Origin of the sequence: Pseudooceanicola sediminis, from assembly GCF_003575965.1 — a bacterium.
GTDB lineage: Bacteria > Pseudomonadota > Alphaproteobacteria > Rhodobacterales > Rhodobacteraceae > Pseudooceanicola > Pseudooceanicola sediminis.
The window spans coordinates 73279-97008 of record NZ_QWJJ01000006.1; the positions used below are offsets into that span (position 1 = coordinate 73279).

The 23730-nt window shown below is 63.0% G+C and carries 21 protein-coding genes; 13 read left to right on the forward strand and 8 right to left on the reverse strand.

Annotation, left to right across the window (positions count from 1 at the left end; genetic code table 11):
- Positions 1 to 2 precede the first annotated feature (2 nt).
- The gene (locus DL237_RS08150) at positions 3 to 1577 is read right to left on the reverse strand and encodes a Re/Si-specific NAD(P)(+) transhydrogenase subunit alpha (protein ID WP_119398562.1); all 1575 of its coding nucleotides are present in this window, start codon (positions 1575 to 1577) and stop codon (positions 3 to 5) included.
- A 509-nt stretch (positions 1578 to 2086) separates the two neighbouring features.
- On the opposite strand from DL237_RS08150, the gene DL237_RS08155 reads away from it, so the two are divergent.
- The gene (locus DL237_RS08155; protein ID WP_119398563.1) at positions 2087 to 2836 is read left to right on the forward strand and encodes an SDR family NAD(P)-dependent oxidoreductase; all 750 of its coding nucleotides are present in this window, start codon (positions 2087 to 2089) and stop codon (positions 2834 to 2836) included.
- Here DL237_RS08155 and DL237_RS08160 read toward each other — a convergent pair.
- On the reverse strand, positions 2833 to 3612 hold the full coding sequence (locus tag DL237_RS08160) for a gamma-glutamyl-gamma-aminobutyrate hydrolase family protein (protein WP_119398564.1): 780 nt from the start codon (positions 3610 to 3612) through the stop codon (positions 2833 to 2835). The genes DL237_RS08155 and DL237_RS08160 overlap by 4 nt on opposite strands.
- A 202-nt stretch (positions 3613 to 3814) precedes the next feature.
- Positions 3815 to 4009 (reverse strand): hypothetical protein, encoded by a 195-nt coding sequence (locus tag DL237_RS08165; protein WP_119398565.1) that lies wholly within the window; start codon positions 4007 to 4009, stop codon positions 3815 to 3817.
- Positions 4010 to 4157: 148 nt separating this feature from the next.
- Here DL237_RS08165 and pepN point away from each other — a divergent pair, with 148 nt between their 5' ends.
- The 4 genes from pepN (at position 4158) to DL237_RS08185 (ending at position 9782) form a co-directional block, all read left to right on the forward strand.
- The gene (gene pepN, locus DL237_RS08170; RefSeq protein WP_119398566.1) at positions 4158 to 6722 is read left to right on the forward strand and encodes an aminopeptidase N; all 2565 of its coding nucleotides are present in this window, start codon (positions 4158 to 4160) and stop codon (positions 6720 to 6722) included.
- A gap of 162 nt (positions 6723 to 6884) precedes the next feature.
- Positions 6885 to 8399, forward strand: a complete 1515-nt coding sequence (gene gatB, locus DL237_RS08175) for an Asp-tRNA(Asn)/Glu-tRNA(Gln) amidotransferase subunit GatB (RefSeq protein ID WP_119398567.1) — start codon at positions 6885 to 6887, stop codon at positions 8397 to 8399.
- A gap of 235 nt (positions 8400 to 8634) precedes the next feature.
- Positions 8635 to 9102: a thioesterase family protein gene (locus DL237_RS08180; RefSeq protein WP_119398568.1), complete on the forward strand. Its 468-nt coding sequence runs from the start codon at positions 8635 to 8637 to the stop codon at positions 9100 to 9102.
- Between the two features lie 122 nt (positions 9103 to 9224).
- A complete protein-coding gene (locus tag DL237_RS08185) occupies positions 9225 to 9782 on the forward strand; it encodes a DUF4177 domain-containing protein (RefSeq protein WP_119398569.1) in 558 nt (185 codons plus the stop codon).
- Positions 9783 to 9996: 214 nt separating this feature from the next.
- Here the strand turns inward: DL237_RS08185 and DL237_RS08190 are convergent, their stop codons facing one another.
- On the reverse strand, positions 9997 to 10254 hold the full coding sequence (locus DL237_RS08190) for a BolA family protein (RefSeq protein ID WP_119398570.1): 258 nt from the start codon (positions 10252 to 10254) through the stop codon (positions 9997 to 9999).
- A 75-nt stretch (positions 10255 to 10329) separates the two neighbouring features.
- Here DL237_RS08190 and DL237_RS08195 point away from each other — a divergent pair, with 75 nt between their 5' ends.
- Positions 10330 to 10956 carry a J domain-containing protein gene (locus DL237_RS08195; RefSeq protein ID WP_119398571.1) on the forward strand — a complete coding sequence of 209 codons (627 nt, stop codon included), beginning with the start codon at positions 10330 to 10332 and terminating at the stop codon, positions 10954 to 10956.
- Positions 10957 to 11233: 277 nt separating this feature from the next.
- Here the strand turns inward: DL237_RS08195 and DL237_RS20975 are convergent, their stop codons facing one another.
- The 3 genes from DL237_RS20975 to DL237_RS08205 all read right to left on the reverse strand — a co-directional run bounded on the left by DL237_RS20975 (position 11234) and on the right by DL237_RS08205 (position 12825).
- The gene (locus DL237_RS20975) at positions 11234 to 11368 is read right to left on the reverse strand and encodes a hypothetical protein (RefSeq protein ID WP_267897013.1); all 135 of its coding nucleotides are present in this window, start codon (positions 11366 to 11368) and stop codon (positions 11234 to 11236) included.
- Between the two features lie 207 nt (positions 11369 to 11575).
- Positions 11576 to 12298: an anti-sigma factor gene (locus DL237_RS08200; protein WP_119398572.1), complete on the reverse strand. Its 723-nt coding sequence runs from the start codon at positions 12296 to 12298 to the stop codon at positions 11576 to 11578.
- Positions 12283 to 12825 carry a sigma-70 family RNA polymerase sigma factor gene (locus DL237_RS08205; protein ID WP_119398717.1) on the reverse strand — a complete coding sequence of 181 codons (543 nt, stop codon included), beginning with the start codon at positions 12823 to 12825 and terminating at the stop codon, positions 12283 to 12285. The genes DL237_RS08200 and DL237_RS08205 overlap by 16 nt, the downstream gene beginning before the upstream one ends.
- 229 nt (positions 12826 to 13054) lie before the next feature.
- Here DL237_RS08205 and cobS point away from each other — a divergent pair, with 229 nt between their 5' ends.
- The 6 genes from cobS (at position 13055) to DL237_RS08235 (ending at position 19300) form a co-directional block, all read left to right on the forward strand.
- Positions 13055 to 14038, forward strand: coding sequence for a cobaltochelatase subunit CobS (gene cobS / locus DL237_RS08210; RefSeq protein ID WP_119398573.1), 984 nt, complete (start codon positions 13055 to 13057; stop codon positions 14036 to 14038).
- A gap of 259 nt (positions 14039 to 14297) precedes the next feature.
- Positions 14298 to 14699 carry a hypothetical protein gene (locus DL237_RS08215; RefSeq protein WP_147405322.1) on the forward strand — a complete coding sequence of 134 codons (402 nt, stop codon included), beginning with the start codon at positions 14298 to 14300 and terminating at the stop codon, positions 14697 to 14699.
- Between the two features lie 45 nt (positions 14700 to 14744).
- Positions 14745 to 15107, forward strand: coding sequence for a hypothetical protein (locus DL237_RS08220; protein ID WP_119398575.1), 363 nt, complete (start codon positions 14745 to 14747; stop codon positions 15105 to 15107).
- Between the two features lie 53 nt (positions 15108 to 15160).
- Complete coding sequence (gene cobT, locus DL237_RS08225) at positions 15161 to 17035, forward strand: cobaltochelatase subunit CobT (protein WP_119398718.1); 1875 nt, start codon at positions 15161 to 15163, stop codon at positions 17033 to 17035.
- On the forward strand, positions 17035 to 18858 hold the full coding sequence (locus tag DL237_RS08230; protein WP_119398576.1) for an aminopeptidase P family protein: 1824 nt from the start codon (positions 17035 to 17037) through the stop codon (positions 18856 to 18858). The genes cobT and DL237_RS08230 overlap by 1 nt, the downstream gene beginning before the upstream one ends.
- Before the next feature lie 100 nt (positions 18859 to 18958).
- On the forward strand, positions 18959 to 19300 hold the full coding sequence (locus DL237_RS08235) for a DUF427 domain-containing protein (RefSeq protein ID WP_119398719.1): 342 nt from the start codon (positions 18959 to 18961) through the stop codon (positions 19298 to 19300).
- Positions 19301 to 19392: 92 nt separating this feature from the next.
- Here DL237_RS08235 and DL237_RS08240 read toward each other — a convergent pair whose 3' ends face one another.
- Positions 19393 to 21081, reverse strand: coding sequence for a chloride channel protein (locus tag DL237_RS08240; protein WP_119398577.1), 1689 nt, complete (start codon positions 21079 to 21081; stop codon positions 19393 to 19395).
- 499 nt (positions 21082 to 21580) lie between these two features.
- Between DL237_RS08240 and DL237_RS08245 the strand changes: the two genes are divergently transcribed.
- Positions 21581 to 23407 carry a LuxR C-terminal-related transcriptional regulator gene (locus DL237_RS08245; protein WP_158585603.1) on the forward strand — a complete coding sequence of 609 codons (1827 nt, stop codon included), beginning with the start codon at positions 21581 to 21583 and terminating at the stop codon, positions 23405 to 23407.
- Positions 23408 to 23730 lie beyond the last annotated feature (323 nt).

The following is a 23730-nucleotide window of genomic DNA, read 5'->3' on the forward strand; positions in this document are numbered from 1 at the left end:
CCTTACGATTTCTGGAACATGGCGAGCATGCGCCGGGTGACAAGGAAACCGCCGAAGATGTTGATTCCGGCCATGAAAACCGACAACGCCCCGAGGATGATCACGATCCAGGATCCAGACCCGATCTGCATCAAGGCCCCCAGAATGATGATGGATGAAATCGCGTTGGTGACGGCCATCAGCGGCGTGTGCAGCGAATGCGACACGTTCCAGATAACCTGGAAGCCGATGAAGACCGACAGGACGAACACGATGAAGTGCTGCATGAAGCTCGCTGGCGCGACAAGCCCGACCCCCAGCAACAGCACGGCGCCAATGGCGAGCAGACCCACCTGGTTGCGCGTCTGTTTCTTGAAGGCGGCAACCTCTGCGGCACGGCGTTCCTCGGGCGTCAGCTCCTTGGCCTTTTCCTTCGGTTTCTGCGCGGCAATCGCTTTGACCTTCAGCGGCGGCGGCGGAAAGGTGATCTCTCCTCCACGCGTGACCGTGGCCGAACGGATCACGTCATCATCCATGTTGTGGTTGATGACACCGTCCTTTGCCGGCGTAAGATCCATCAGCAAGTGACGGATGTTGGTGGCATAGAGGCTTGAGGCTTGCGCGGCCATCCGGCTGGGAAAGTCGGTGTAGCCAATGATCGTCACGCCGTTCTCGGTCATGACCTTTTCGTCAGGCACCGTGCCTTCCACGTTGCCGCCACGCTCGGCCGCAAGGTCGATGATGACCGACCCGCGTTTCATCGACGCGACCATATCGGCGAGCCACAGCTTGGGTGCCTCGCGGTTGGGGATCAGCGCCGTGGTGATGACGATATCGATATCCGGCGCGATCTCGCGGAACTTGGCGAGTTGCGCTTCGCGGAATTCTGGCGAGGAAACAGATGCATAGCCACCCGTCTCGGCGCCGTCCGTCTGTTTTTCCTCAAAGTCGAGGTAGACGAATTCCGCACCCATGCTCTCGACCTGCTCGGCCACTTCGGGCCGCACGTCGAAGGCATAGGTGATCGCGCCAAGCGACGTTGCAGCCCCGATTGCGGCCAGACCGGCGACACCTGCGCCGACAACCAGAACCTTGGCCGGGGGCACCTTGCCCGCCGCCGTGATCTGACCGGTGAAGAACCGTCCGAAGTTGTTGCCCGCTTCGATTACTGCGCGATAACCCGCGATGTTCGCCATCGAAGACAGCGCATCCATCTTTTGCGCGCGGCTGATGCGTGGAACCATTTCCATGGCCATCACTGTCGCACCCTGCGCCTTGCACAGTTCAAGCAGATCGGTGTTGCCAGCCGGGTTGAAGAAGCTGATCAACGTTTGATCGGATGTCAGCAACTTCGCTTCTTCATCACTTGGCGCACGCACCTTTGCCACGACATCGACAGCTGCGAACAACGCCGCCTCATCTGCAACGACGGTGACGCCTGCCGCCTCATAGGCGGCATCCGCGAAGCCGGCGACGGTGCCCGCCCCGGTTTCCACAAAACACTCGTGTCCCAGTTTCTGCAATTGCAGCGCGGAATCGGGCGTCATTGCGACGCGCGCCTCTCCTGCGAACACTTCCTTTGGCGATCCGATTTTCACCTTTGTCGTCCCCCTTTTGAACAACTGGCTAAAATTTCGCCGGAGAAACAACTCCGGCGGCTCCTAGTCAGCATCGCGCAACATTATTGCGCTTCGGCTGTTGTGGATTTGCCTGTTGTGATAGGCCAAGTCAAACCCAACGATGTGTGTTTCGCGCTTATGTGGCGAATTCTGCACGTATTTTTCTCGATAAGATACGTCTCCCGGATCAGATGAAGCGTTTCTGCGGTACCTTAGGCAAGCGGTGATTGCATGGTAGCGCCAACACCACGGCTGGTTTCGAAATTGCCCGTGCAGCGCGGCAACATCGCAACCTATCCGTGCGCTCCTCTTTCGGAGTCCGCAGCAGCATATCACCCCCGCCCCGCAGTACCAGCGCGATCCTGGGTCATCCCATTGCCTTATCCAGACAGACCCGCATCACCGCACAGGCTTGCGCCAATCTGACAGGACGATATGGTTCGCCCGTATTGCGGAAGAATATTCCGCTGAACTGGGAGGAGACCGACATGCTGGAGGGCAAGCACGCCATCGTCACCGGAGGTGGCACGGGAATAGGGCTGGCAATCGCCAATGCACTGGCCGACGCCGGTGCCCAGGTGACGATTACCGGGCGCAGACGCGAGGTCCTGGAGGACGTCGCGGGCCCGAACATGTTCGTTTTGCCAATGGACGTCAGCGACGAGGCATCGGTAAGGGACGGGATGGCCAGCGCGGTTGCCGCACGCGGCCCGATCCAGATCTGCGTTGCAAACGCGGGGATCGCGGAGGGGCGAAAGCTGCAAAAGACGTCATCCGAGTTCTGGCGCAAGATCATGGCGACAAACCTGGATGGCTGTTTTTATACGGTCCGCGAAAGCCTCGAGTCGATGACGACGACCGATTGGGGGCGGGTTATCGCGGTCTCTTCCATCGCCGGACTGCGTGGTGCGCCCGGCGCCGGGGCATATTCAGCGTCGAAACATGGCGTTATCGGTATGATGCGATCCTTTGCCGAAGATTTTCTGGGGGGCCCCATCACCTTCAATTCGATCTGCCCCGGCTATGTTGACACGCCCATTGTCACTCGCAACACCGATGCCATTTCCAAACGCGCAGGTGTCAGCGAAGAAGAAGCGCGCAACATGATGATCAACATGAACCGTCACAAACGCCTGATTTCGCCCGAAGAAGTTGCCGCTGCGGCGCTGTGGTTGTGCAACCCGGTCACTGAAAGCGTAAATGGTACGGAAATCCGGATAGCGGGCGGACAGCTTTAGGCGGACCTGAGGACAGGGCTTGTCTGACGCCCGTTCCGCCAAGCGCGGGCAGCCTCGCCCAGCCCTTCGAACAGCGGACGAGACACCGGATCCTGCGCGGCGTTGTATTCGGGGTGCCACTGGACGGCTAGGGTAAAGCCTGGCGCCCCGTCGATATAAGCGGCCTCCGGCGTTCCGTCGGGGGCAGTTCCATCAATCACAAACCGTTTGCCGGCAGAGATCACACCCTGACCATGCAGGGTGTTTGTCATGACTTCCGGCGCCCCCATCAAACGATGAAAGACACCGCCTTGCGTAAAGGTCACCTTGTGACGCAGTGCGAATTTTTCCTCTATCGTACCGTCTGGCGGCATCCGGTGGTTCATACGCCCCGGAATATCGCGAATTTCGGGGTGAAGTGTTGACCCCATCGCGACGGCAACCTCTTGAAACCCCCGACAAATGCCCAGGAAAGGCTGTCCGCGCTCAACACAGGCCCGCACCAGTGGCAGGGTGATGGCATCGCGCGCCCGGTCGAAAGTGCCGTGCGCCTCAGTTTCTTCATCGCCATATTCGGAGGGGTGCACATTGGGCCGACCGCCGGTCAGAACGAACGCGTCGAAGGTTTCGAGCAATTCGTCCACGGAGACGAGCCGTGGGTCGGCAGGGATCAACGATGGCAACCCACCTGACACGTTGGCCACCGCTTCGGAGTTCATCACCCCGCCTGCATGGGCCCGGTAGCTGCTGTCGATCACGTGCAGATTGGTGATAATGCCGATAAGGGGTCGTGTCATGCTGCGCCTCTAAGCCTCCCGAACAACTTACTAGCGCACAACGACAAATAAAACGGAAATCACTGTGCAGAGATGCACTGCCGATTTGCGCCGCTGCCATTTACGGCAGAACATCGCAAATTGATGGCGACGCCTGCAACGATTCACCGCTGCAAGAGACACCTCCTTTGCAGACGCGTGACTGCAACGATGACGCCTGACCTCAATTCGACTCGGTTTGACCGGCAGACGTCGTGGGCGTTGTTGCTGCGTCGTCGGGATCATCTTCACCCGATGTCCCGCTGAGGGTAATGAACCCGGCCATTGCCAAGCCAAAGACAACGACGATCACGATGCCCCAGATGACGGATCGATGAGAGCGGGCTTGCTTTTCCACGTCGGTTTGCGGTGCGGACATTGGTGTCTCCTCCTGCCTTGTTGATCAGGTACATGACAAACTCGATCCGCGGCCGGATGTTCCCCGTCACGCCGCACCGCCCGCTTGGCCTTGCAATCCCGGCTGTAGAGGTGAAACTCGCGCGCAGCCAGTGAAGAGGACGAATGCCATGAAAGACGCCGCCGCCACCACCTCGGGTCAGACGATCTATCTCGACGATTATACCGCCCCGGGCTGGCTGGTCGAAGAGGTGCATCTGACCTTCCGCCTCGCGCCGGAGGCCACGCGCGTGCTGAGCAAGGTTCGTTTTGTCCCGAACCCGGATGCGCCACAGGGGCAGTTCTACCTGCATGGTGAACAACTTTCGCTGATCGGGGCCAGCATTGACGGCACCCCGGTATCGCCGGAAGTGACAGAGGATGGTCTGACCTGCGACGTCCCCAGCGGCGCCTTTACCTGGGAAGCCGAAGTCGAGATCGCCCCGGCGAAAAACTTTGCACTGGAAGGGCTTTACATGTCCAACGGCATGTATTGCACCCAATGCGAAGCCGAGGGGTTTCGCAAGATCACCTATTATCCGGATCGCCCGGACGTGATGGGCGTCTTTACCGTCCGGATCGAAGGCGAAGCACCGGTCAAGCTGTCGAATGGCAATCCCGTCAGAGAGGGCGAAGGCTGGGCCGAATGGCATGATCCGTGGCCGAAACCGGCCTATCTGTTCGCATTGGTGGCGGGCGATCTGGTCAACCATCCCGATAGTTTCACCACCAGATCCGGCAAGGACGTCGCGCTGAACATCTGGGTGCGCCCGGGGGACGAGGGCAAATGCGCCTTTGGCATGGAGGCGCTGAAAAAGTCGATGAAGTGGGACGAGGATGTCTATGGCCGCGAATACGACCTCGACATTTTCAATATCGTTGCGGTCGACGATTTCAACATGGGCGCGATGGAGAACAAGGGCCTGAATATCTTCAACTCTTCCTGCGTTCTGGCCAGCCCCGAGACCAGCACCGATGCAAATTTCGAACGCATCGAGGCGATTATCGCGCATGAATACTTCCACAACTGGACCGGCAACCGGATCACCTGCCGCGACTGGTTTCAGCTGTGCCTGAAGGAAGGTCTGACCGTCTATCGCGACAGCCAGTTCACCTCGGACATGCGATCGGCCCCGGTCAAGCGGATCTCGGATGTGATCGACCTGCGCGCGCGGCAGTTCCGCGAGGACAACGGCCCGCTTGCGCATCCGGTGCGGCCTGAAAGTTTTCAGGAAATCAATAACTTTTACACCGCGACCGTCTACGAAAAGGGCGCCGAGGTCATTGGTATGCTCAAGCGGCTGGTGGGGGACGAGGCCTATGCCAAGGCGCTGGATCTGTACTTTACGCGCCACGACGGACAGGCCTGCACCATCGAGGACTGGCTGGCCGTGTTCGAGGAATCGACGGGCCGCGACCTGAGCCAGTTCAAGCGTTGGTACAGCCAGGCTGGCACGCCCCGCCTGCATGTCAGCGAAAGCTGGGCGGATGGCACGTTCACGCTTCACTTCCGGCAGGAAACCCCGGCGACGCCCGGCCAACCGGACAAGGCCCCACAGGTGCTGCCGATCGCCGTGGGGCTGATCGGGCCCAATGGCGATGAAGTGCAGGAAACCACGCTGCTCGAGATGACCGAGAGCGAGCAGAGCTTCAGCTTTACCGGTCTGGGAGCGCGCCCCGTTCCGTCGATCCTGCGCGAGTTTTCGGCCCCCGTCATCCTGCACCGCGAATCCGACAATGCCGAACGGGCGTTCCTGCTGGCCCACGATACAGACCCCTACTGCCGCTGGGAGGCCGGGCGAACCCTTGCAAAACAAGCCCTTATGCGGATGATCACCGACAATGCCGAACCGGACCAGGCCTATCTCGGCGCGCTGGCGACCCTGCTGTCCGACGAAACGCTGGACCCGGCCTTTCGGGCGCTGGCGATGGCGCTGCCTTCGGAGGACGACCTGGCGCAGACGCTGTTCGAAACCGGCCATGTTCCCGACCCGCAGCGGATCTGGGAAAAGCGGCAGGAGATGCGTGATGCGATGGCTGACGCGATGCCCGATCTGCTGGCCGGGCTGTTTGCCGCCCACCAGGTGCCCGGCACGTATCAACCTGATGCCGCCCCGGCGGCGGCCCGCGCCCTTGCCAACTCAGCGCTGGCGCTGTTGTCACGCCGCGACGGCGGCGAACGGGCCCGGGCACAGTTTGCCAAGGCCGACAACATGACGCAGGAACTTGCCGCGCTAAGCTGTCTTCTGAGCATAGACGCCGGGGAGGAAGAGCTGAAAACCTTTTATGATCAATGGCATGATGACAGACTCGTCATGGATAAATGGTTTTCGCTGCAAGTGGCCTATGCACCGCCCGCCCAGGTGGCCGCAACAGCCGAACGGCTTGCCACCCATTCGGATTTCGACATGAAGAACCCCAATCGGTTCCGCGCGACCTTCGGAGCCCTGACGATGACGCCGGCCGGTTTCCACCATGCCTCCGGTGCCGGGTACCGGCTCTTGGCAGACTGGTTGATCAAGCTCGACCCGCTGAACCCGCAAACCACGGCGCGCATGTGCACCGCCTTCCAGACCTGGACACGCTACGACGCTGATCGCCAGGGCATGATCCGCGCCGAGTTGGAGCGCATGGCCGCGCAACCGAAGCTGAGCCGAGACACCAGCGAAATGGTGTCGCGCATCCTGGCGAACTGACGCAGCGCGCACCGCCGGTATCCCCCGGCGGTGCGCGCAGACGCGGCAAGCTGGTCGCGGGCGCGCCTTTTCTAAACGCTCGCACGGTGAACAGAGCCTCTTGCCCCCCGAAACGCCCTGTCCTAGAACCCGGGACCAAGCCAATGCCGGAAAGGACCGACCATGCTGGACCTCACGTACGAGACCCCGAAACCCAAGGTGATCGCCGGTGCGAAACACGATTGGGAACTGGTCATCGGCATGGAGGTCCATGCGCAGGTCGCCTCGAAGGCGAAGCTGTTCTCGGGCGGGTCGACCCTGTTCGGGGCGGAACCCAATTCGAATGTCGCCTTTGTCGATGCGGCGATGCCGGGGATGTTGCCCGTCATCAATGAATTTTGCGTTGAGCAGGCGGTCCGTACGGGGCTGGGCCTGAACGCCGAGATCAACCTGTTCTCGGCCTTTGATCGCAAGAACTACTTCTATCCTGACCTGCCGCAGGGCTATCAGATCAGCCAGTTGTACCATCCCATTGTCGGCGAAGGAGAAATTCTGGTCGATATGGCACCGGGTATCGCGCGGCTGGTGCGGGTGGAGCGTATCCACCTGGAACAGGACGCGGGCAAATCCATTCACGACATGGATCCGAACATGTCCTTCGTCGACCTGAACCGCACGGGCGTGGCCCTGATGGAGATCGTCAGCCGCCCCGATATTCGCGGGCCGGAAGAGGCCGCGGCCTACATGGTCAAGCTGCGTCAGATCCTGCGCTATCTCGGCACCTGCGACGGCAACATGCAGAGCGGAAGCATGCGTGCGGATGTCAACGTTTCCGTATGTCTGCCAGGCGCTTATGAGAAATTCCGCGAGACGGGCGACTTTGGCCACCTCGGCACGCGCTGCGAGCTGAAGAACATGAACTCCATGCGGTTCATCCAGATGGCGATCGATGTCGAGGCGCGGCGTCAGATCGCGATCCTCGAGGCCGGTGGCACGATCGATCAGGAAACCCGCCTGTACGATCCGGACAAGAACGAGACCCGGTCGATGCGCAGCAAGGAAGAAGCGCATGATTACCGCTATTTCCCCGACCCCGACCTGCTGCCGCTGGAGATCGAGCAAGCCTGGGTCGACGACATCAAGGCCGGTCTGCCAGAACTGCCTGACGCCAAGAAAGCGCGCTTTGTCAAAGACTTCGGACTGAGTGAATATGACGCCAGCGTGCTGACGGCCGAAGTGCCGAACGCGGTGTTCTTCGAAGCGGTCGCAGATGCCTGCAAAGACGGCAAGCTGGCCGCGAACTGGGTGATCAACGAATTGTTCGGCCGCCTGAAGAAGGACGACGCCGACATCACCGACAGCCCGGTGTCACCCGCGCAGCTGGCAGGGATCATCGCGCTGATCAAGGAAGACGTGATCAGCGGCAAGATCGCCAAGGATGTGTTCGAAATCGTCTATACCGAAGGCGGCGATCCGGCTGTTATCGTTGAGGAAAAAGGCCTGAAACAGGTGACGGACACCGGCGCGATCGAAGCGGCGGTGGACGAGATCATCGCGGCCAATCCCGCGCAGGTCGAGAAGGCCAAACAGAACCCGAAACTGGCGGGCTGGTTCGTCGGACAGGTGATGAAATCGACCGGTGGCAAGGCCAACCCGAAGGCCGTGAATGACCTGGTCGCGGCAAGGCTGGGCCTGTAACCCTAAGCCCTTGGCGGTCGGCGCCCATATGCGGGCAGTGGTGAGAGCCGCTGCCCGTTTGCATGTCTGTCGGTATTCGCGGCATGAACGGCCGTAAGCCATTGAAATCGTGGAATCACCACGTCGGTATCTGAACGGTATTCGTACGGTATCTGAACGGTGCGAAAGCAGTGCTGCGCCTTGCCCTGCTGCGCAGGCCTGTTAGCCTGACGAAAGAACAACCGCAGGAGATCCGATGCCTATTTTCACCTCGCCGCTGATGGACGTAAAACAGGAATGGACCGACTATAACGGGCATCTGAACATGGCCTATTACGGCGTGCTGTTCGACCTGGGTCTGGAATTCTTCAACACCGGCATCGACCTGGCCGAGGCCTATATGCGCCGCACGGCCCATACCACCTATTCCGCCGAATTCCGCATACGCTATCTGCGGGAGGTCCATGCCGGCGCTAAGGTTAGCGCGACGACCCACGTGCTGGATGTCGGCCCGAAGGCGTTTCATTTTTGCCAGGAGTTGATCCACGAAGACGGCTGGATCGCGGCCACCGGCGAAGGCATCAGCCTGCACATCGACCAGTCCGGCCCCCGTGTCGCCGCCTATCCGCCGGAACAATTCGCGCGCCTGCAGGCCGCCGCCGCCGATCATGGCGCGCGGCCGGTTCCCGATTGGGTTGGCGCGCCGATGCGCCTTCGCAAGTAGGACGGGCCCACAGCCGGTGCGGTCCGGCGGTGCCTTGCCGCTCTGGCAGGGAAATGTCGCCGGGGATTGAGACAGCGGCCCCGCAGGCGCTAGATGGCGCGACCAGATCAGAGAGACCCCAGATGACCCAGTATGAATACAAGGTGGTGCCGGCCCCGACGCGCGGGATCAAGGCGCGCGGCATCAAGACCCCCGAGGGGCGCTTTGCCAATGCCCTGGAAGAGGTGCTGAACGACATGGCTGGCCGGGGTTGGGAATATGTACGCGCCGAGACCCTGCCCCAGGAAGAACGCCAGGGCCTGACCGGGTCTTCCAGCAGCTTTCGCAACCTGCTGGTGTTCCGGCGCGAGGGGGCGGGCGCCTTGACCCACCAGCACCCCGAGCCGGGCGACACCGCGGAGGCCGTGGCCCGCGCGCAGGATGACGAGACCCAGGCACCGCCCGTGACGGCTGGACCGTCGGTCGGTCCGGCACAACGCAGCGATGCGGTTCAGGGCAATGGGCCGCGCCTGTCCGGCGTGTTGAAATCGCGCGCGGCGCAGGTGATGGGGCGCGCCTCGGACGTGGCAGAGGGCGCGGCGACGCCCGCCCCCGGCGTGGGCGACGCGGCCCCGACCGAGACCCGGCGCGATGACAGCCCGGATGATGATGACACGGGCCAGACCCGCAAACCTGACTGACCACACGGTCGGTCCCTGCCTGCGGGCCAGTGCCTGTGCCGTCTGATGCGCCGGCAGATCACGTGCCCCATCATGTGACGGAGCAGGCCCGCAGGCACCGGAGCGGGCGAGCCAAAAGGATCGCGCCCGCCCCGCCGACAACAGGGTTTCTTTTGCGCCGGGCCTTGTGCTTCGGCGCCGTTTCTTTATATTCGGACAGCCTGAGAAATCGTTCTCAGGCGTTCAGTTCCAGCGCCAGCGCGTGAATGCGACCCATCAGGTCGGACCCGAGGGCGGAGTGCACGGCGCGATGACGTGCAATGCGACTTTGGTCAGCAAAGGCACTGGATGTCATCCGGACACGAAAATGACTCTCTCCGCCTTCCTGAAAGCCCGCGTGGCCACGGTGGCTCTCACTTTCGTCAAGCACCTCAAGGTGTTCAGGCGAAAATTCGTCTTCAAGTCGCCTGCGGATCTCTGCCGTTCGTGACATATTTTTTCCTCTCGCCTCTTCAATCTCGCGCCACACAGTCTATGCTGCAGCGCCTGACTCGGAAAGGACCGCCTGATGCCCAAATCTGATCCCTTCGGTTTTGACATGTCCATTTCTTCTGCAAAGAAGAAAACCAACCGTGGTCGTCGCGGCATGACAGGGGCCTCCGAAACATCGCGGCGGGTCTGCGAACATGAGGGCTGTGAAGAACCCGGCAAGTACCGCGCCCCCAAAGCCCCGGACGTGCTGGACGATTTCTATTGGTTCTGCAAGGACCACGTGCGCGAGTACAACCTCAAGTGGAACTTCTTTGACGGGCGTACCGAGGCCGAGATGAACGCCCAGATGTCCGAGGACAAGGTCTGGGAGCGCAAGACCAAGCCGCTGGGTGATCCCGAGGCACGCGCCTGGGCACGTCTGGGCATCGAGGACCCGCACCAGGTGCTGGGCGCCAATGCGACGCAGAATCCCGGCAAGACCGGCGGCGTCACTACGCGCCGCCTGCCGCCGACCGAGCGCAAGGCCGTCGATATCCTGGATGCCCGCGACAACTGGAGCAAGGCCGAGGTACGCAAGGCCTACAAGGCGCTGATCAAGGTGCTGCACCCCGACATGAACGGCGGCGACCGGTCGCAAGAGGAACAGTTGCAGCAGGTCGTCTGGGCCTGGGACCAGATCAAGGACAGCCGCAACTTCAAGTGACGCACCCTGCGCGCCTGCACCCCGTGGGCGGGCGCGCAGGGGTGGCTGTTCATGGACAGGCCGTTTTTGGGCGGCCCGCCATGGGAGGCCGTTCATGCGAGGCCTTTTCAGGGTGACCTCTCATCAGGGCGACCTTGCATCAGGTGTGAGACGCGTAGGCCGGACGCCGGCTGGGCGCGTCCGGAAAGCTCAGCCGGGTGGCGCCTGCCCCGAAATCCAGATGACAGCCCAACCTTGACCCCGATGAGAGCCGGCACCTGCGGCGCGGTCGCGCAGTCTAGGGTTGTGCGGATGCCGACGCCGTGCCGTGCGGCAGCGCCAGCGTGCTGATGTAATCACCCAGCCCGGCGAGTGTGAAAAGGGCGATGACGAAAAGGCTGGCAATGCTGCGGCGGCCTTGGGGGATGAACATGGGCTTGCCTCCCGTTGGAATGAAGGGCGTTGGCAGGGAAATGCCATGCCAACGCGGGCGATACCGGGCCGCAACGGACCCGAGGTGACCCTAGCGCGCGGAGTCCAAACAATGCGTTAAGGACCAATCTGCCTCCCCCATGACAGAAAAACGCCCCCGGCACGCGGCCAGAGGGCGTTTTCGGTGCTTTGGGCCGGGGCGGGACCGTCAGCTGGCGGTGACCGGACCCGCGGCCAGGACTGCCCCTGTCGGCTGACCCGTGGGAGAACCGCCGAGCGGTTCGTCCGAGATCGCAAGCGTCGCGCCGGGCAGCACACCGGCCAGGTTGGCGGGCAGAACCAGCGCCTGTTCGGTGGTGTCGGCGGGCCAGACCATGACCGAAACCGGTGCGGCATCCCCCGCGATCAGCCACAGTTCGTAGGAGCGACCGGCAGCGGCGCCCTGCCCCTCTCGGCGCATGCGCAATTCGCCGGTATCGACGTCATAGGCGGCAGCGAACCGCACAGGCGCGTCGGCCGCCCCGAGGGTCGCGACAAATTCGGGATGATCGCCCGGCAACATGTCCGATTGATAGACGAGGAAGCCGAACATCGCCGCGACCGACGCGGCGACCACCAGCTTGCCCAGGCCCAGGCGCGCCCAGAACCCCATGGCGGGGGTCGTGTCCGCACCCGTCGCTGGCCAGAGCCGCTGATGGATCGCCCGCCAGACGCGCGGGGGCACGCGCGCTTCGTCGATATTGTCGGTCATCGCGACGAAATCATCTGCCCAGGCGGCCACCAGTGCGCGCAACGCAGGCTCGCGCACAAGGCGCTCCTCGAACGCTGCGACCTCGGACGGGCCGAGCAGCGTCAGAACGTATTCCGCCGCGAGGACCATATCCTCTTCGCCCGGTGTGAATGTGGTGTCGTCGCTCATCGCGTCAGACATTCCTTCAGTTTCCTCAGGCTGCGGCGCAGCCAGGTTCGCATCGTGTTCAGCGGGATCCCGTAGGATTCGGCCAGTTCCTGATAGGTCAACCCCATCAGGTAAGCGCCCCGCACGGCTTCGGCACGATCGGCATCCAGCTCATCCAGGCAGCCCATCAGCCGCGCCCGTTCGGACCCGGCAATCGCCAGAGCCTCGGGGCCGGGATCCGAGGAGGGCACCGCGTCGGCTTCGGACAGGTCCGCCCCTGCGGCACGCCGCGCCCTTAGACGGTCGATCGCGGTATTGCGCGCAATCGTGATGAGCCATGTCATCGGAGAATAGCCGCCCGCCTGATAGCGCCCGGCGCTGCGCCAGATCTTGATGTAGGAGTCCTGTACTGCCTCTTCGGCTTCGCTTGTTGTCCCCAACACACGCAGCGAAATGCCGAATAGTTTCGCCGAGGTCAGCTGATACAACTTCTGAAAGGCTGCCCGGTCGGCCAGAGCGGTACGTGCGATCAGGTCTTCGATGTCTTCCAAGGTCGCCATGGTTTGCCTTGTGCCCCCCCTATTGCCGTCCCGCCAGGACCTGCCGATTGCATGGGCCGGGCGGTTGATACGGATGCCACGCGCCCCGGTGGGCGCGATTTTGCCCTTTTCCTCGCCGTCCTCTTCGATATGTTGCACCGAGAATGCGCAGGGATCACCTGCGCGATGCGACATGAAGACCCCCGCGCGGCATTCGATGCGCGGATGACTTACAAGGGACAAGCCGACCATGGCCGACGGATCGCTCGATATCAACGCCAAACCGACCGAAGAAATTTCGGTCCGCGACGTCTTCGGAATTGATACCGATATGATCGTGAAGGGTTTTGACGCCCCGACGGATCGGGTGCCCGACGCCGACCCGACCTATCGTTTCGACCCCGACACGACGCTGGCGATCCTTGCAGGGTTCAGCCACAACCGCCGTGTCATGGTGCAAGGCTACCACGGGACGGGCAAATCGACCCATATCGAACAGGTGGCCAGCCGGCTGAACTGGCCCTGCGTGCGCATCAACCTAGACAGCCACATCAGCCGCATCGACCTGATCGGCAAGGATGCGATCAAGTTGCGCGACGGCATGCAGGTGACCGAGTTCCACGAAGGGATCCTGCCCTGGGCACTGCGCAATCCCACGGCCATCGTGTTCGACGAATACGATGCGGGCCGCGCCGATGTGATGTTCGTGATCCAGCGTGTTCTGGAAACGGATGGCAAGCTGACGTTGCTGGACCAGAACGAGATCATCACCCCGAACAAGTATTTCCGTCTGTTCGCGACATCGAACACGGTTGGCCTGGGCGACACGACCGGCCTGTACCACGGCACGCAGCAGATCAACCAGGCACAGATGGACCGCTGGTCGCTGGTCGCGACGCTGAACTATCTCAGCCATGACGCGGAAACCGCGATCGTTCTGTCGAAGGCGCCGCACTACAACACCGCGGCAGGCCGCAAGACCATCGGGCAGATGGTGACACTGGCCGGGCTGACACGGACCGCCTTCATGAACGGCGACCTGTCGACAGTGATGAGCCCGCGCACCGTGATCAACTGGGCCGCCAACGCCGAGATCTTTCGCAACGTCGGCTATGCCTTCCGCCTGACCTTCCTGAACAAGTGCGACGAGCTGGAGCGTCAGACCGTCGCGGAGTTCTATCAGCGCTGCTTTGACGAGGAGCTGCCCGAAAGCGCGGCTGCCGCGGCAAGCTGAGGCCAGACGGGACGAACCATGATGGAGCGCGGCGTCGGAGCAGATCCGGCGCCGCGTCTCGTTTGGCCAGCCCTTATCGGGGTGCCGCTGCGCCGGATACAGACAGTTCGAAGCAGATAGCGCACGCCCGATAGACAGAATGGCAAGGATTGGCCCCCTACCATCGCCCCGTTGCGAACCGGCGATGGCAGAGACGCGCGACCCTTGTCCGTGGTTTCCCGCCCCCGCCAGTGACGCATTCCGCGTCAGGGGGTCTGTCATGCGACGGCACAGGGCACATCTGGCGGCAGCCGGCATGTGCCTGGCTGGCTGCCTCGGGGTATCGGCGGTGCCTGCAATGGCGCTGCGGATGGACGCCACGACACGGACATTCGCCACCTGCACCGGACGCCTGTCGGCGCTGATGGAACATCAGTGGTTGCTGGCGCCGGCTGAGGCAGAAGTGACGCGGCACCACCGCCACAGGATGATCGAGCTGTTGCAGGCCGTCATGCCCCAGGGCGGGGCGCGAGACGTGCTGTCGCTGCGGATCGAGGCCAAGTTTGCGCAGGCGTTGCTGTTGACGCGCGCGACCTTCAACGCGGACGCAGGCGACGCAGCACAGGCCGGCGCGATATCGGACAGGATGCTGGCCCATTGCGAGGCGCTGCTGGCGCAATGACGCAGAGGGGCTTCCTTTGCGCGGCGCGCGGCTTACCTATGCCTCATGAAAAAGACGCTGATCCCCCTTTTGCTGAGCCTTGCCCTGGCCAGCCATGCGGCCGCGCAAACGGATCGTGATCCTGCGCAATGTGCCGCGCTGTGGTATGGCATGACCGACGCGGCGGCGGATTATCCGGGAACCTTCGGCACGATGCCCGACACCCATGCCCTTGCCGCGCAGTTCGCCGCGCTGGCCGGGCCGGATGCGGCGGATCGCATCGCTGCACAGCGCGCCGATTTCAGGCTGATCGCCAAGGCCAAGGTCCTGGGGCGCGACAGGATTTCATCCGACCTGTTCGACCGGATTGCCGAGTCGTGCGACGCCCTGCTGGCCAGCCTGCCCCCCTCCGCCACCGCAAAGCCCTGAAAGAGACGCGCGTGACCCTTGCCGAGGGGCGCGCGGAATGCTTTATCGACATCATGAGCAAACCCAGCGACAACCCCGCCGATCCGTTCAAGAAGGCGCTGGCCGAGGCCACCAAGGTGATGGCCGATGACCACGAATTGAACGTGCAATATTCCGTCGACCCTTCGGGCAAGACGGCGGATTCGATGCGCCTGCCGCAGATCAGCCGCCGCCTGACCCGCGAAGAGGTGATGCTGGCGCGCGGCTCTGCCGACGCGATGGCGTTGCATCACAAGTTTCACGACGCCAAGACCCATTCCCGCTATGCGCCGCAGGGGCAGATGGCGCGCGACCTGTACGAGGCGATGGAAACCGCACGCTGCGAAGCAATGGGGGCGCGCGTGATGCCCGGCACGGCCGGCAACATTGATCACAAGATCGCCGCCGAAGCCAAGCGCGCCGGGTTTGCCGGGATCAAGACACAGGCCGAGGCCCCGATGGCCGCCGCGGCGGGCTATCTGATCCGTCACCTGGCAACCGGCCGTCCGATGCCCGAGGGTGCGGACAACGTGATGGAGCTGTGGCGCGACTTCATGCAGGAGCGCGCGGCAGACACGCTGGAAGATTTGCAGACGAAGCTGGCCGACCAGGGCGCCTTTGCCAAGTTTGCCCGCCAGATCATCGACGACTTCGGCTATGGCGATCAACTGGGCGATGATCCCGACGGCGAAGACGAGGATGCCGACGACGAGGCGCAGGACGGCGAGGAAGAGGAGCAGGACCCCGATTCCACCGGCGACGACGATAGCGAAGAGCAGCCCGAAGCGAGCCCTGAACAGACACAGGACGACCAGCAGGACCCCTCCGAGGCGCAGGTCAGTTCCGACGACATGGCCGATCAGGACGCCGGCGAAGAGGCCGAGCTGCCCGAAGGCGAAGCCCCGATGGAGCCGCCTGCCCCCAACCCGGTGTCGGACGCCGATCCGAATTATCTGGTGTACGTCGATACCTTTGACGAGGAGGTTCTGGCCTCTGAACTGGCCGACCCACAGGAGCTGGAGCGCCTGCGCGCCTATCTTGACCAGCAACTTGACCCGCTGAAGGGCGCGGTCAGCCGGTTGGCGAACAAATTGCAGCGCCGCCTTCAGGCCCAGCAGAACCGCTCTTGGGAGTTCGACCGCGAGGAAGGCATTCTGGACGCCGGGCGTCTGGCGCGGGTTGTCGCCAACCCGACGACCCCCCTGTCCTTCAAGGTCGAAAAGGACACGGAGTTCCGCGACACCGTCGTGACGCTGTTGCTGGATAATTCCGGGTCGATGCGCGGGCGGCCGATTTCCATTGCCGCGATCTGTGCCGATGTTCTGGCGCGCACGCTGGAACGCTGCAACGTCAAGGTCGAGATCCTGGGCTTTACCACCCGTGCCTGGAAAGGTGGCCAGAGCCGCGAGAAATGGCTGGCCGATGGACGCCCGCAGCAACCCGGCCGCCTGAACGATCTGCGCCACATCATCTACAAGCAGGCAGATGCACCCTGGCGGCGCGCCCGCGACAACCTTGGCCTGATGATGAAGGAAGGTCTGCTGAAGGAAAACATCGACGGCGAGGCGCTGGAATGGGCGCACCGCCGCATGGTCGCCCGGCGGGAACAGCGCAAGATCCTGATGGTGATATCAGATGGCGCGCCGGTCGACGATTCCTCGCTAAGCGTGAACCCAGCGAATTTCCTGGAAAAACACCTGCGCGACGTGATCGCCATGGTCGAAAAGCGCAAGATGGTCGAGCTGATTGCCATCGGCATCGGGCACGATGTGACCCGGTACTATGATCGCGCCGTGACCATTACGGATGTCGACCAGCTGGCCGGGGCGATGACCGAGCAACTGGCAAGCCTGTTCGACAATGACCCGCGTACACGTGCCCGCATGTTCGGTATCAAGAAGGCCTCGTGATGTTTCAGAGTTTCGAGACGACCTCTTCGCCCGACCAGGGGCCGCCCCGATTGGCACGCCTGCGCGATGCCATGGATGACGCTGGACTCGATGCGTTTCTGGTGCCGCGCGCGGATGCGCATCAAGGCGAATACGTCGCCCCCCATGATGAACGCTTGGCCTGGCTGAGCGGGTTCACGGGATCTGCCGGGTTCTGCGTCGCAACGGTGAGCCGGGCTGCGGTGTTCATCGACGGGCGTTACCGCGTTCAGGCCCGCGCACAATGTGCGGAAGACTTCGAAAAGGTCGCATGGCCCGAGGTTTCCATCGGATCCTGGCTGCGTGACGCGCTGCCCGACGGTGGTGTGATGGGCTATGACCCCTGGCTGCATACGCGCGGCGAGATTGACCGTCTGTCAGAAAGCCTGAAGGGCAGCGACATCACCCTGCTGGCCGTCACGCAGAATCCCGTCAACGCGATCTGGCCAGACCAGCCCGATCCGCCGCGCGGTAAGATCGTCGTTCAACCGATTGAATTTGCGGGAGAGACGCTGGAACTGAAATGTCAGCGCCTGGCGACGGAGCTGCGGGCGCGTGGTCAGGGCGCGACCGTTCTGACCTTGCCCGACAGTATTGCTTGGCTGCTGAACATCCGGGGCAGCGATATTCCCCGCAACCCGGTGCCGCATGTCTTTGCCATCCTGTTCGCCGATGGCCAGGTGACCCTTTTTGCCGATGACGACAAGTGCGACGATGCGCTGATAGAACACCTCGGCCCCGATGTGACCGTCGAAAGCCCGAGCGCGTTTGCCGCCACGCTGCACGGCCTGGCGCGCGAGGTTCAGGGAGCGGTGCGTCTGGATCGCGCGACCTGTCCGATCTGGGTGGAACAGCAGCTGACCGGGGCCAGCATCGCCTGGGACACGGACCCCTGCGCCCTGCCGAAGGCGTGCAAGAACACCACCGAGATTGCCGGCGCACGCGAGGCGCATCTGCGCGATGCGGCGGCCATGTGCAGGTTTCTGGCCTGGTTCGACGCGACAGCGGAGAGCGCCAGCCAGACCGGCCTGACCGAGATCGACCTGGTGACGCGGCTGGAAATTTTCCGGCGCGAAACCAATGCGTTGATGGAAATCAGCTTTGAGACGATCTGCGGCGCCGGTCCGAACGGGGCCTTGCCGCACTATCGCGTCAGTACCGACAGCAACCGACGTCTGAAGGATGGCGATCTGGTGGTGCTGGACAGCGGCGGGCAGTACCTGGACGGCACCACCGATATCACGCGTACCCTGCTGGTCGGCCCCGAGGCCGGAGTCGCGGAGAAGGCCGCCTTTACCCGCGTGCTGAAAGGCATGATCGCAGTGTCGCGTCTGCGGTTTCCGAAAGGTCTGGCCGGACAGCATCTGGATGCGCTCGCACGCTATCCGCTGTGGCTGGCGGGGCTGGATTATGATCACGGCACCGGACATGGCGTTGGCAGCTACCTTTGCGTGCACGAGGGGCCGCAGCGCCTCAGCCGGGTCAGCGATGTGCCGTTTCAGCCCGGGATGATCCTGTCGAACGAACCGGGATATTACCGCGAGGGCGCCTTTGGCATCCGCATCGAGAACCTGATCGTGGTTCAACGCGCCGAGGCCCTGCCGGAGGGCGACGACCGGGCCATGCTGGATTTCGAGACACTGACCTTTGTACCGATCGACCGGCGCCTGATGGATCGCACCCTGCTGAGCGCGGAGGAGGTCGATTGGATCAACGCCTATCACGCCGCCTGCCGCGAGAAGGTCGCCCCGCGACTGGACGGCGCGGCGTTAGTATGGTTGGATCAGGCAACCGAAAAGCTCTGACTTGTCCGGCCGCGCGCGCTGCCGGACTTATTTTGATGTGACATGATGATGTTACATCAACAGGTCAGGAGTGTGACGCCTCATGGGGAGGGCAGAAAACATGAATGACGTAAGAATTCGAAATGCACAGGGGATGTGGAGTGTACGTGCCGGCGGCGCCGTGTTGGGCGAGAGCCGCAATGCGCTGGTCCTGTCCGAGGGTAATCTGCACGATGTGATCTATTTTCCGCGCGACGATATCGCCATGGCCTTTCTGGATCGGACCGAGCACACCAGCCACTGTCCGAAAAAGGGCGACGCGAGCTATTTTTCCATCGTGACCAAGAGCCAGACCTTGCAGAACGCCGCCTGGTCTTATGAAACTCCCAACGAGGACGTGGCGCGGATCAAGGATCATGTGGCCTTCTACGCCACCGATTTCGTTACCATCGAACAGATCTGATCCGGACGGTCACGTGGCATTGCCGAAGCGGCGTGGGGTATTCCCCGCGCCGTTTTTGCATTCCCCCGGGGCTGGAACGCTGGCGCGGTCGGTCAGCTGTGTTCCTCTGCCGCCGTGGCGGCAAGCGCGCGATTGTAGGCACGCAGGGCATCGACATGGAACAATGCCCCCCGCAACTCGGGCGGGGTCTGTGCACTGGTCAACGTGACGACGGGCAGGAACGGCTCTCCGCTGCGATCAAAGGCGGGCAACGCAGCTTCGAGGGTAGAGGCCGCATCGAGGTAGTCGCCCTTTTCGATCAGTTCCCAACAGCGTTCCTGTGGCGCGGAGCGCGCATCTTCGGCGCGTCGGATCAGATCGCCGACCTTGACCATGGCCAGTAGGTAGCTTTGCGGCCCCGCCGCCAGGTGGATGCCGCGCCGTTCGAGCTGGGTCAGAAAGAACGACCGATTGACCATCTTGGTGCCGATCGCGGTCGAGATGGAGACCGTCACCATCACCGCCAGAGCAACCGCCCAGTCGCCGGTCAGTTCGAAGACGATCAGCGTGGTCGAGATCGGCGCGCCCAGCACCGCCGCCGCGACCCCGCCCAGCCCGGCAAGGGCATAAAGGCGGGGCGACCCCGAAATATCGGGGAACAGGCTGGTCGCGATCAACCCAAACGCCAGCCCGGTCAGCGCGCCCATCATCATCGCGGGAGAGAACATGCCACCGCCCATGCGCCCCCCCATGGTGATGGCCGTCGCAAGCGCCTTGATGCAGGCAAAGAGGATCGCCTCGCGCAGGCCGAGATCCCCCAGAAGGGCGCGGCTGGTCGTCTCGTATCCGACGCCGATGATGTGCGGGAACTGGATCGCGATGGCCCCCAGCAACGCGCCGGCGAAAGCCGGGCGCAGCCAGCGCGGTATGTGAAACCTGGCCTGCACCTTGCTGGCCAGATCCTCGGCCAGGAAAGTCGAGCGCATGAGTATCCCTGCAACCACGCCGCAAACGGCGCCCAGCATCAGGAACGCGGGAAGTTCTTCGTAAAATTGCAGGATGGAGGCTTCGGGCAGCAGGAATTCGGTCATGCCTCCGAACTCGAGCCGGTTGATCACCGTTCCGGCCACGGAGGCAATGACGATCGGGGCAAAGGCATGGATGGCAAAGTGGCGCAGCACCACTTCGAGCGCGAAAAGCGCCCCGGCAATCGGCGCATTGAAGCTGGCCGAAACCGCAGCAGCGACGGCACAGCCCAGCAGATCGCGGCCAGTGACACCATCCGCGCGCAACCAGCGCAGCACCCATGTCGACATGACCGCCGCCATGTGCACCACAGGCCCCTCGCGTCCGGAAGAGCCGCCAGTGCCGAGCGTGATCAGCGACGCGGCAGCCGAGGCAAGACCGGCCCGCCGCTCCACCCGGCCGTTGTGCATCGCCGCGCCCTGAATGACATCTGACACCGAGCGTACCCGCCCGTCCGGGGTGAACAGGTGCAGGATCAGCCCCACTGCGAGGCCACCCAGCACCGGCACGCAAAAGATGACGTACCATGGCAGCCCACCGGCAAAGGTGTGCAACATGTGCACCTCCTCGACCCCGTAGGCGAGGTGTTGCAGCTGGGCGATCCCCTTGCGAAACAACAGGGCGCCGGCACCGGCCACGATACCGACCACCAGCGCCACCAGCCAGAACTGCACCTGGTTCAGGCTGCGGTGGCGTATGACCCGCAGCCGGGGTCGCACGGAATCAGAGGCCCGTCCGACCATGGTGATGATCGTGCTTCTGCCGCGTGGCGCCATTGCGATGTCTACTCCTCAACCTCTTTGATCGCGGCGCATGCCGGAGCGCGCCATCCTCGCCGCCGCTGTGCCGCGACGGCTCTCGGGCAGGTTGGCAGATACAAATGTCCATAGAATAAACATATTGACCCCGAAAGCCCCGGAACCTGCGACGTGCGTGCTTATGGCCTTGGTGTGGCCCGCTTGCGCGTGAATGACGCGAAAATCTTGATCCCGCAAATGAATTTCCTAGTATCAGTAGAGAGGACCAATTGGAGTCAGCATGGCCAAAACGCCTGAACGACCATCTGGACGGCCAGTCCCTTTGGATATGGCGCCAGACACCCCGGGGCAAACGCCACGACGACCCAAGAGCGAAACAACATCAGGTGCGGGCGGGCCCGTCCCTGGCTACAGCCGCCCGGAACGCGAACGGCCATCGGGTGGCGACCCTGATCTGCGCGGCGATGCCGCGCCTTTTCACGCAGCCGAGGCCGGATTTGACAGCCGTACGGATACTTTGCACGCCGATATCATCGGACGGCTCTACGACGTCGCGCTGGACCCTGTACGGCTGGATGACCTGTTGGACGATTGGGAACGCCTGCAAGCGCCCTTGCAACGGGCCCAGGAAAGGGCCGGCGGGGGCGTGTCGGACCATGACACCCCCATGCGGCGCATGGCGCGACTCTATCGCAAGACCCGCCGCCCGTCGCGACCGCCTGTGCCCGACCTGACCGATCATTTCCGCCGGGTCGCGGCATTGCTGGCACAGACACAGGTAACGCGCACCCTGCGACCGGAAGAGGTCGAGCTGGCACGTTTCGCGCGCACGGCAGCCTTTGCCGTCGCGCCGAGCCTGCGTATCGCCAGCGCAAACAGGGCTGCGCAAGTGTCCCTGTCGGCGCAACAGGGGCGATCCCTTGACACGCTGCCCTTTGACGAAGCCGACCGGCTGGTGCTGGCCAGCCGGATCCGGCAGTTGCTGGCCGAAACCTCCGCGTCCCAGGGTCGTGCGACATTGCTGCGATTACGGCGGCATGGGTCGGATCGAATCGTGCTGTTGCATCTGTCGGTCGTCAGACCCGGCGATGCGCCTGCCTTTGTCGTCGTGGTGACATCAGAACTGCGCTGGCCGGAGACCTTGAACCGTACCTTGCGGGACGCCTTCGCGCTGACCCCGGCAGAGATCGAGATCCTGCGCGCGCTGTCCGAAGGGCGCAGTCTGAGGGATATCGCCCATGTGCGCGACCGGTCGATCGAGACCGTCCGTGCACAGATCAAGGCCATCCTGTCCAAGACGGAAACAACCAGCCAGAACGAATTGCTGCGCCTGACACTGACCATCATGGAGGTGGTCCCGGATGGTGCCAATGAGATCGGCGCGATATCGGGACAGGCGTTGCCCAGACTTGCGGACATCCGCATCAGTCGCGCCACCGAGACCTTGGAGGAGCGCCCTTTCCATGTGCTGATCCGTCCCGACGGGCGGCGGGTGGAATATCTGCTGCTGGGCGACCCCAAGGGGCGACCCGTGCTGTTCACGCACGGCGCGCTTGGGCTGTGCCGCTGGCCCGGCGCATTGGAGCGGCAGGCACAGGCGGCAGGCATCTGCGTGGTGGTGCCGGTGCGGCCGGGGTACGGGGCCTCGACCCCGCTGCCATCGACCGCCAACCGTCGTCAAGAAGTGGTCCGCGACATGGCAGCGCTGATGGACCGGCTGGGCATTGCCAGCGTTCCGGTGCTGACCCTCGATCTGGATGTGCACTACATCGCCCATCTGCACGCGCGCTGTCCCGGTCGGGTCAAAGCGTTGATCGCCGTTGGGGGCACCCTGCCCCTGACGGCGCGCGCGCAATATGAGCGTATGGGGCGCTGGCATCTCTTCATCCGTGCCGGCGCGCGCTATACGCCGGCGCTCTATCCCTTCATGGTACAGGCAGGGATCGCCATGCAGCGCCGCCTGGGGCGACAGGGCTGGCTGCGCAAGATCTTTGCCGAATCCGCTGCGGACCGGGCGCTTGCCGACCGGCCCGAAGCCTTCGAGGCGATTGATGTCGGGATGGATATCATGATGCGCGAAGGTTTTGATGCCGCCACAGCCTTTACCGAAGAGGTGATGACCAGCGAGCGCGTCGACTGGCGCGCAGAAATCGACGCGATGCGCGACAAGGTGCCCATCCATTTCCTGCATGGCGATGACGATCTGCAAATGGTCGCAGAAACCCGCCGCGAGCTGGCGCAGGAGTATCCCTGGATCACGTTTCACCTGATTCCGAATGCCGGGCAGTTGCTGTTGTTTCAGGCAGGGGAAATCGCACTGACCTGGCTACGGAAATATCAGTGAGCGCCGAGCGCAGTATCGGCGCAAACCCAACCGCGTGCCAGTCGTGCATCGCGAGACAGCTGGCGTGAATCAGAGATGGTTTCCATCAACGCCCCCGCGCCTATCAGCGCCCGGCCGCCATGAGCGTTCCTGCCCCGAAACCGCGCGACGCAATCCCGCACGGATCATTCCTGAATTTTCAAAATCTACCCAATTTGGGGTATGACGTAGTGTGCGACGGCTGCGACAGTCCACCTTGTAAAAGGTGAATATGTTTTGGAACTCAGACCGCCCCCTGCGAACAGGCGCGCGGTCTGAGTTTACCGTTTCAATCGGAAAGGCAA

Excerpts from the sequence above, each read along its gene's own strand:
- DL237_RS08235 (WP_119398719.1), top strand. The coding sequence starts at position 18,959 with ATGAATGACGTAAGAATTCGAAATGCACAGGGGATGTGGAGTGTACGT.
- DL237_RS08200 (WP_119398572.1), bottom strand. The coding sequence starts at position 12,298 with ATGTCTGACGCGATGAGCGACGACACCACATTCACACCGGGCGAAGAG.
- DL237_RS08215 (WP_147405322.1), top strand. The coding sequence starts at position 14,298 with ATGCGACGGCACAGGGCACATCTGGCGGCAGCCGGCATGTGCCTGGCT.
- DL237_RS08190 (WP_119398570.1), bottom strand. The coding sequence starts at position 10,254 with ATGTCACGAACGGCAGAGATCCGCAGGCGACTTGAAGACGAATTTTCG.
- cobS (WP_119398573.1), top strand. The coding sequence starts at position 13,055 with ATGGCCGACGGATCGCTCGATATCAACGCCAAACCGACCGAAGAAATT.
- cobT (WP_119398718.1), top strand. The coding sequence starts at position 15,161 with ATGAGCAAACCCAGCGACAACCCCGCCGATCCGTTCAAGAAGGCGCTG.
- DL237_RS08155 (WP_119398563.1), top strand. The coding sequence starts at position 2,087 with ATGCTGGAGGGCAAGCACGCCATCGTCACCGGAGGTGGCACGGGAATA.
- DL237_RS08230 (WP_119398576.1), top strand. The coding sequence starts at position 17,035 with ATGTTTCAGAGTTTCGAGACGACCTCTTCGCCCGACCAGGGGCCGCCC.
- DL237_RS08160 (WP_119398564.1), bottom strand. The coding sequence starts at position 3,612 with ATGACACGACCCCTTATCGGCATTATCACCAATCTGCACGTGATCGAC.
- DL237_RS08195 (WP_119398571.1), top strand. The coding sequence starts at position 10,330 with ATGCCCAAATCTGATCCCTTCGGTTTTGACATGTCCATTTCTTCTGCA.
- DL237_RS08180 (WP_119398568.1), top strand. The coding sequence starts at position 8,635 with ATGCCTATTTTCACCTCGCCGCTGATGGACGTAAAACAGGAATGGACC.
- gatB (WP_119398567.1), top strand. The coding sequence starts at position 6,885 with ATGCTGGACCTCACGTACGAGACCCCGAAACCCAAGGTGATCGCCGGT.
- DL237_RS08185 (WP_119398569.1), top strand. The coding sequence starts at position 9,225 with ATGACCCAGTATGAATACAAGGTGGTGCCGGCCCCGACGCGCGGGATC.
- DL237_RS08165 (WP_119398565.1), bottom strand. The coding sequence starts at position 4,009 with ATGTCCGCACCGCAAACCGACGTGGAAAAGCAAGCCCGCTCTCATCGA.
- DL237_RS08205 (WP_119398717.1), bottom strand. The coding sequence starts at position 12,825 with ATGGCGACCTTGGAAGACATCGAAGACCTGATCGCACGTACCGCTCTG.
- DL237_RS08240 (WP_119398577.1), bottom strand. The coding sequence starts at position 21,081 with ATGGCGCCACGCGGCAGAAGCACGATCATCACCATGGTCGGACGGGCC.
- pepN (WP_119398566.1), top strand. The coding sequence starts at position 4,158 with ATGAAAGACGCCGCCGCCACCACCTCGGGTCAGACGATCTATCTCGAC.
- DL237_RS08220 (WP_119398575.1), top strand. The coding sequence starts at position 14,745 with ATGAAAAAGACGCTGATCCCCCTTTTGCTGAGCCTTGCCCTGGCCAGC.
- DL237_RS20975 (WP_267897013.1), bottom strand. The coding sequence starts at position 11,368 with ATGTTCATCCCCCAAGGCCGCCGCAGCATTGCCAGCCTTTTCGTCATC.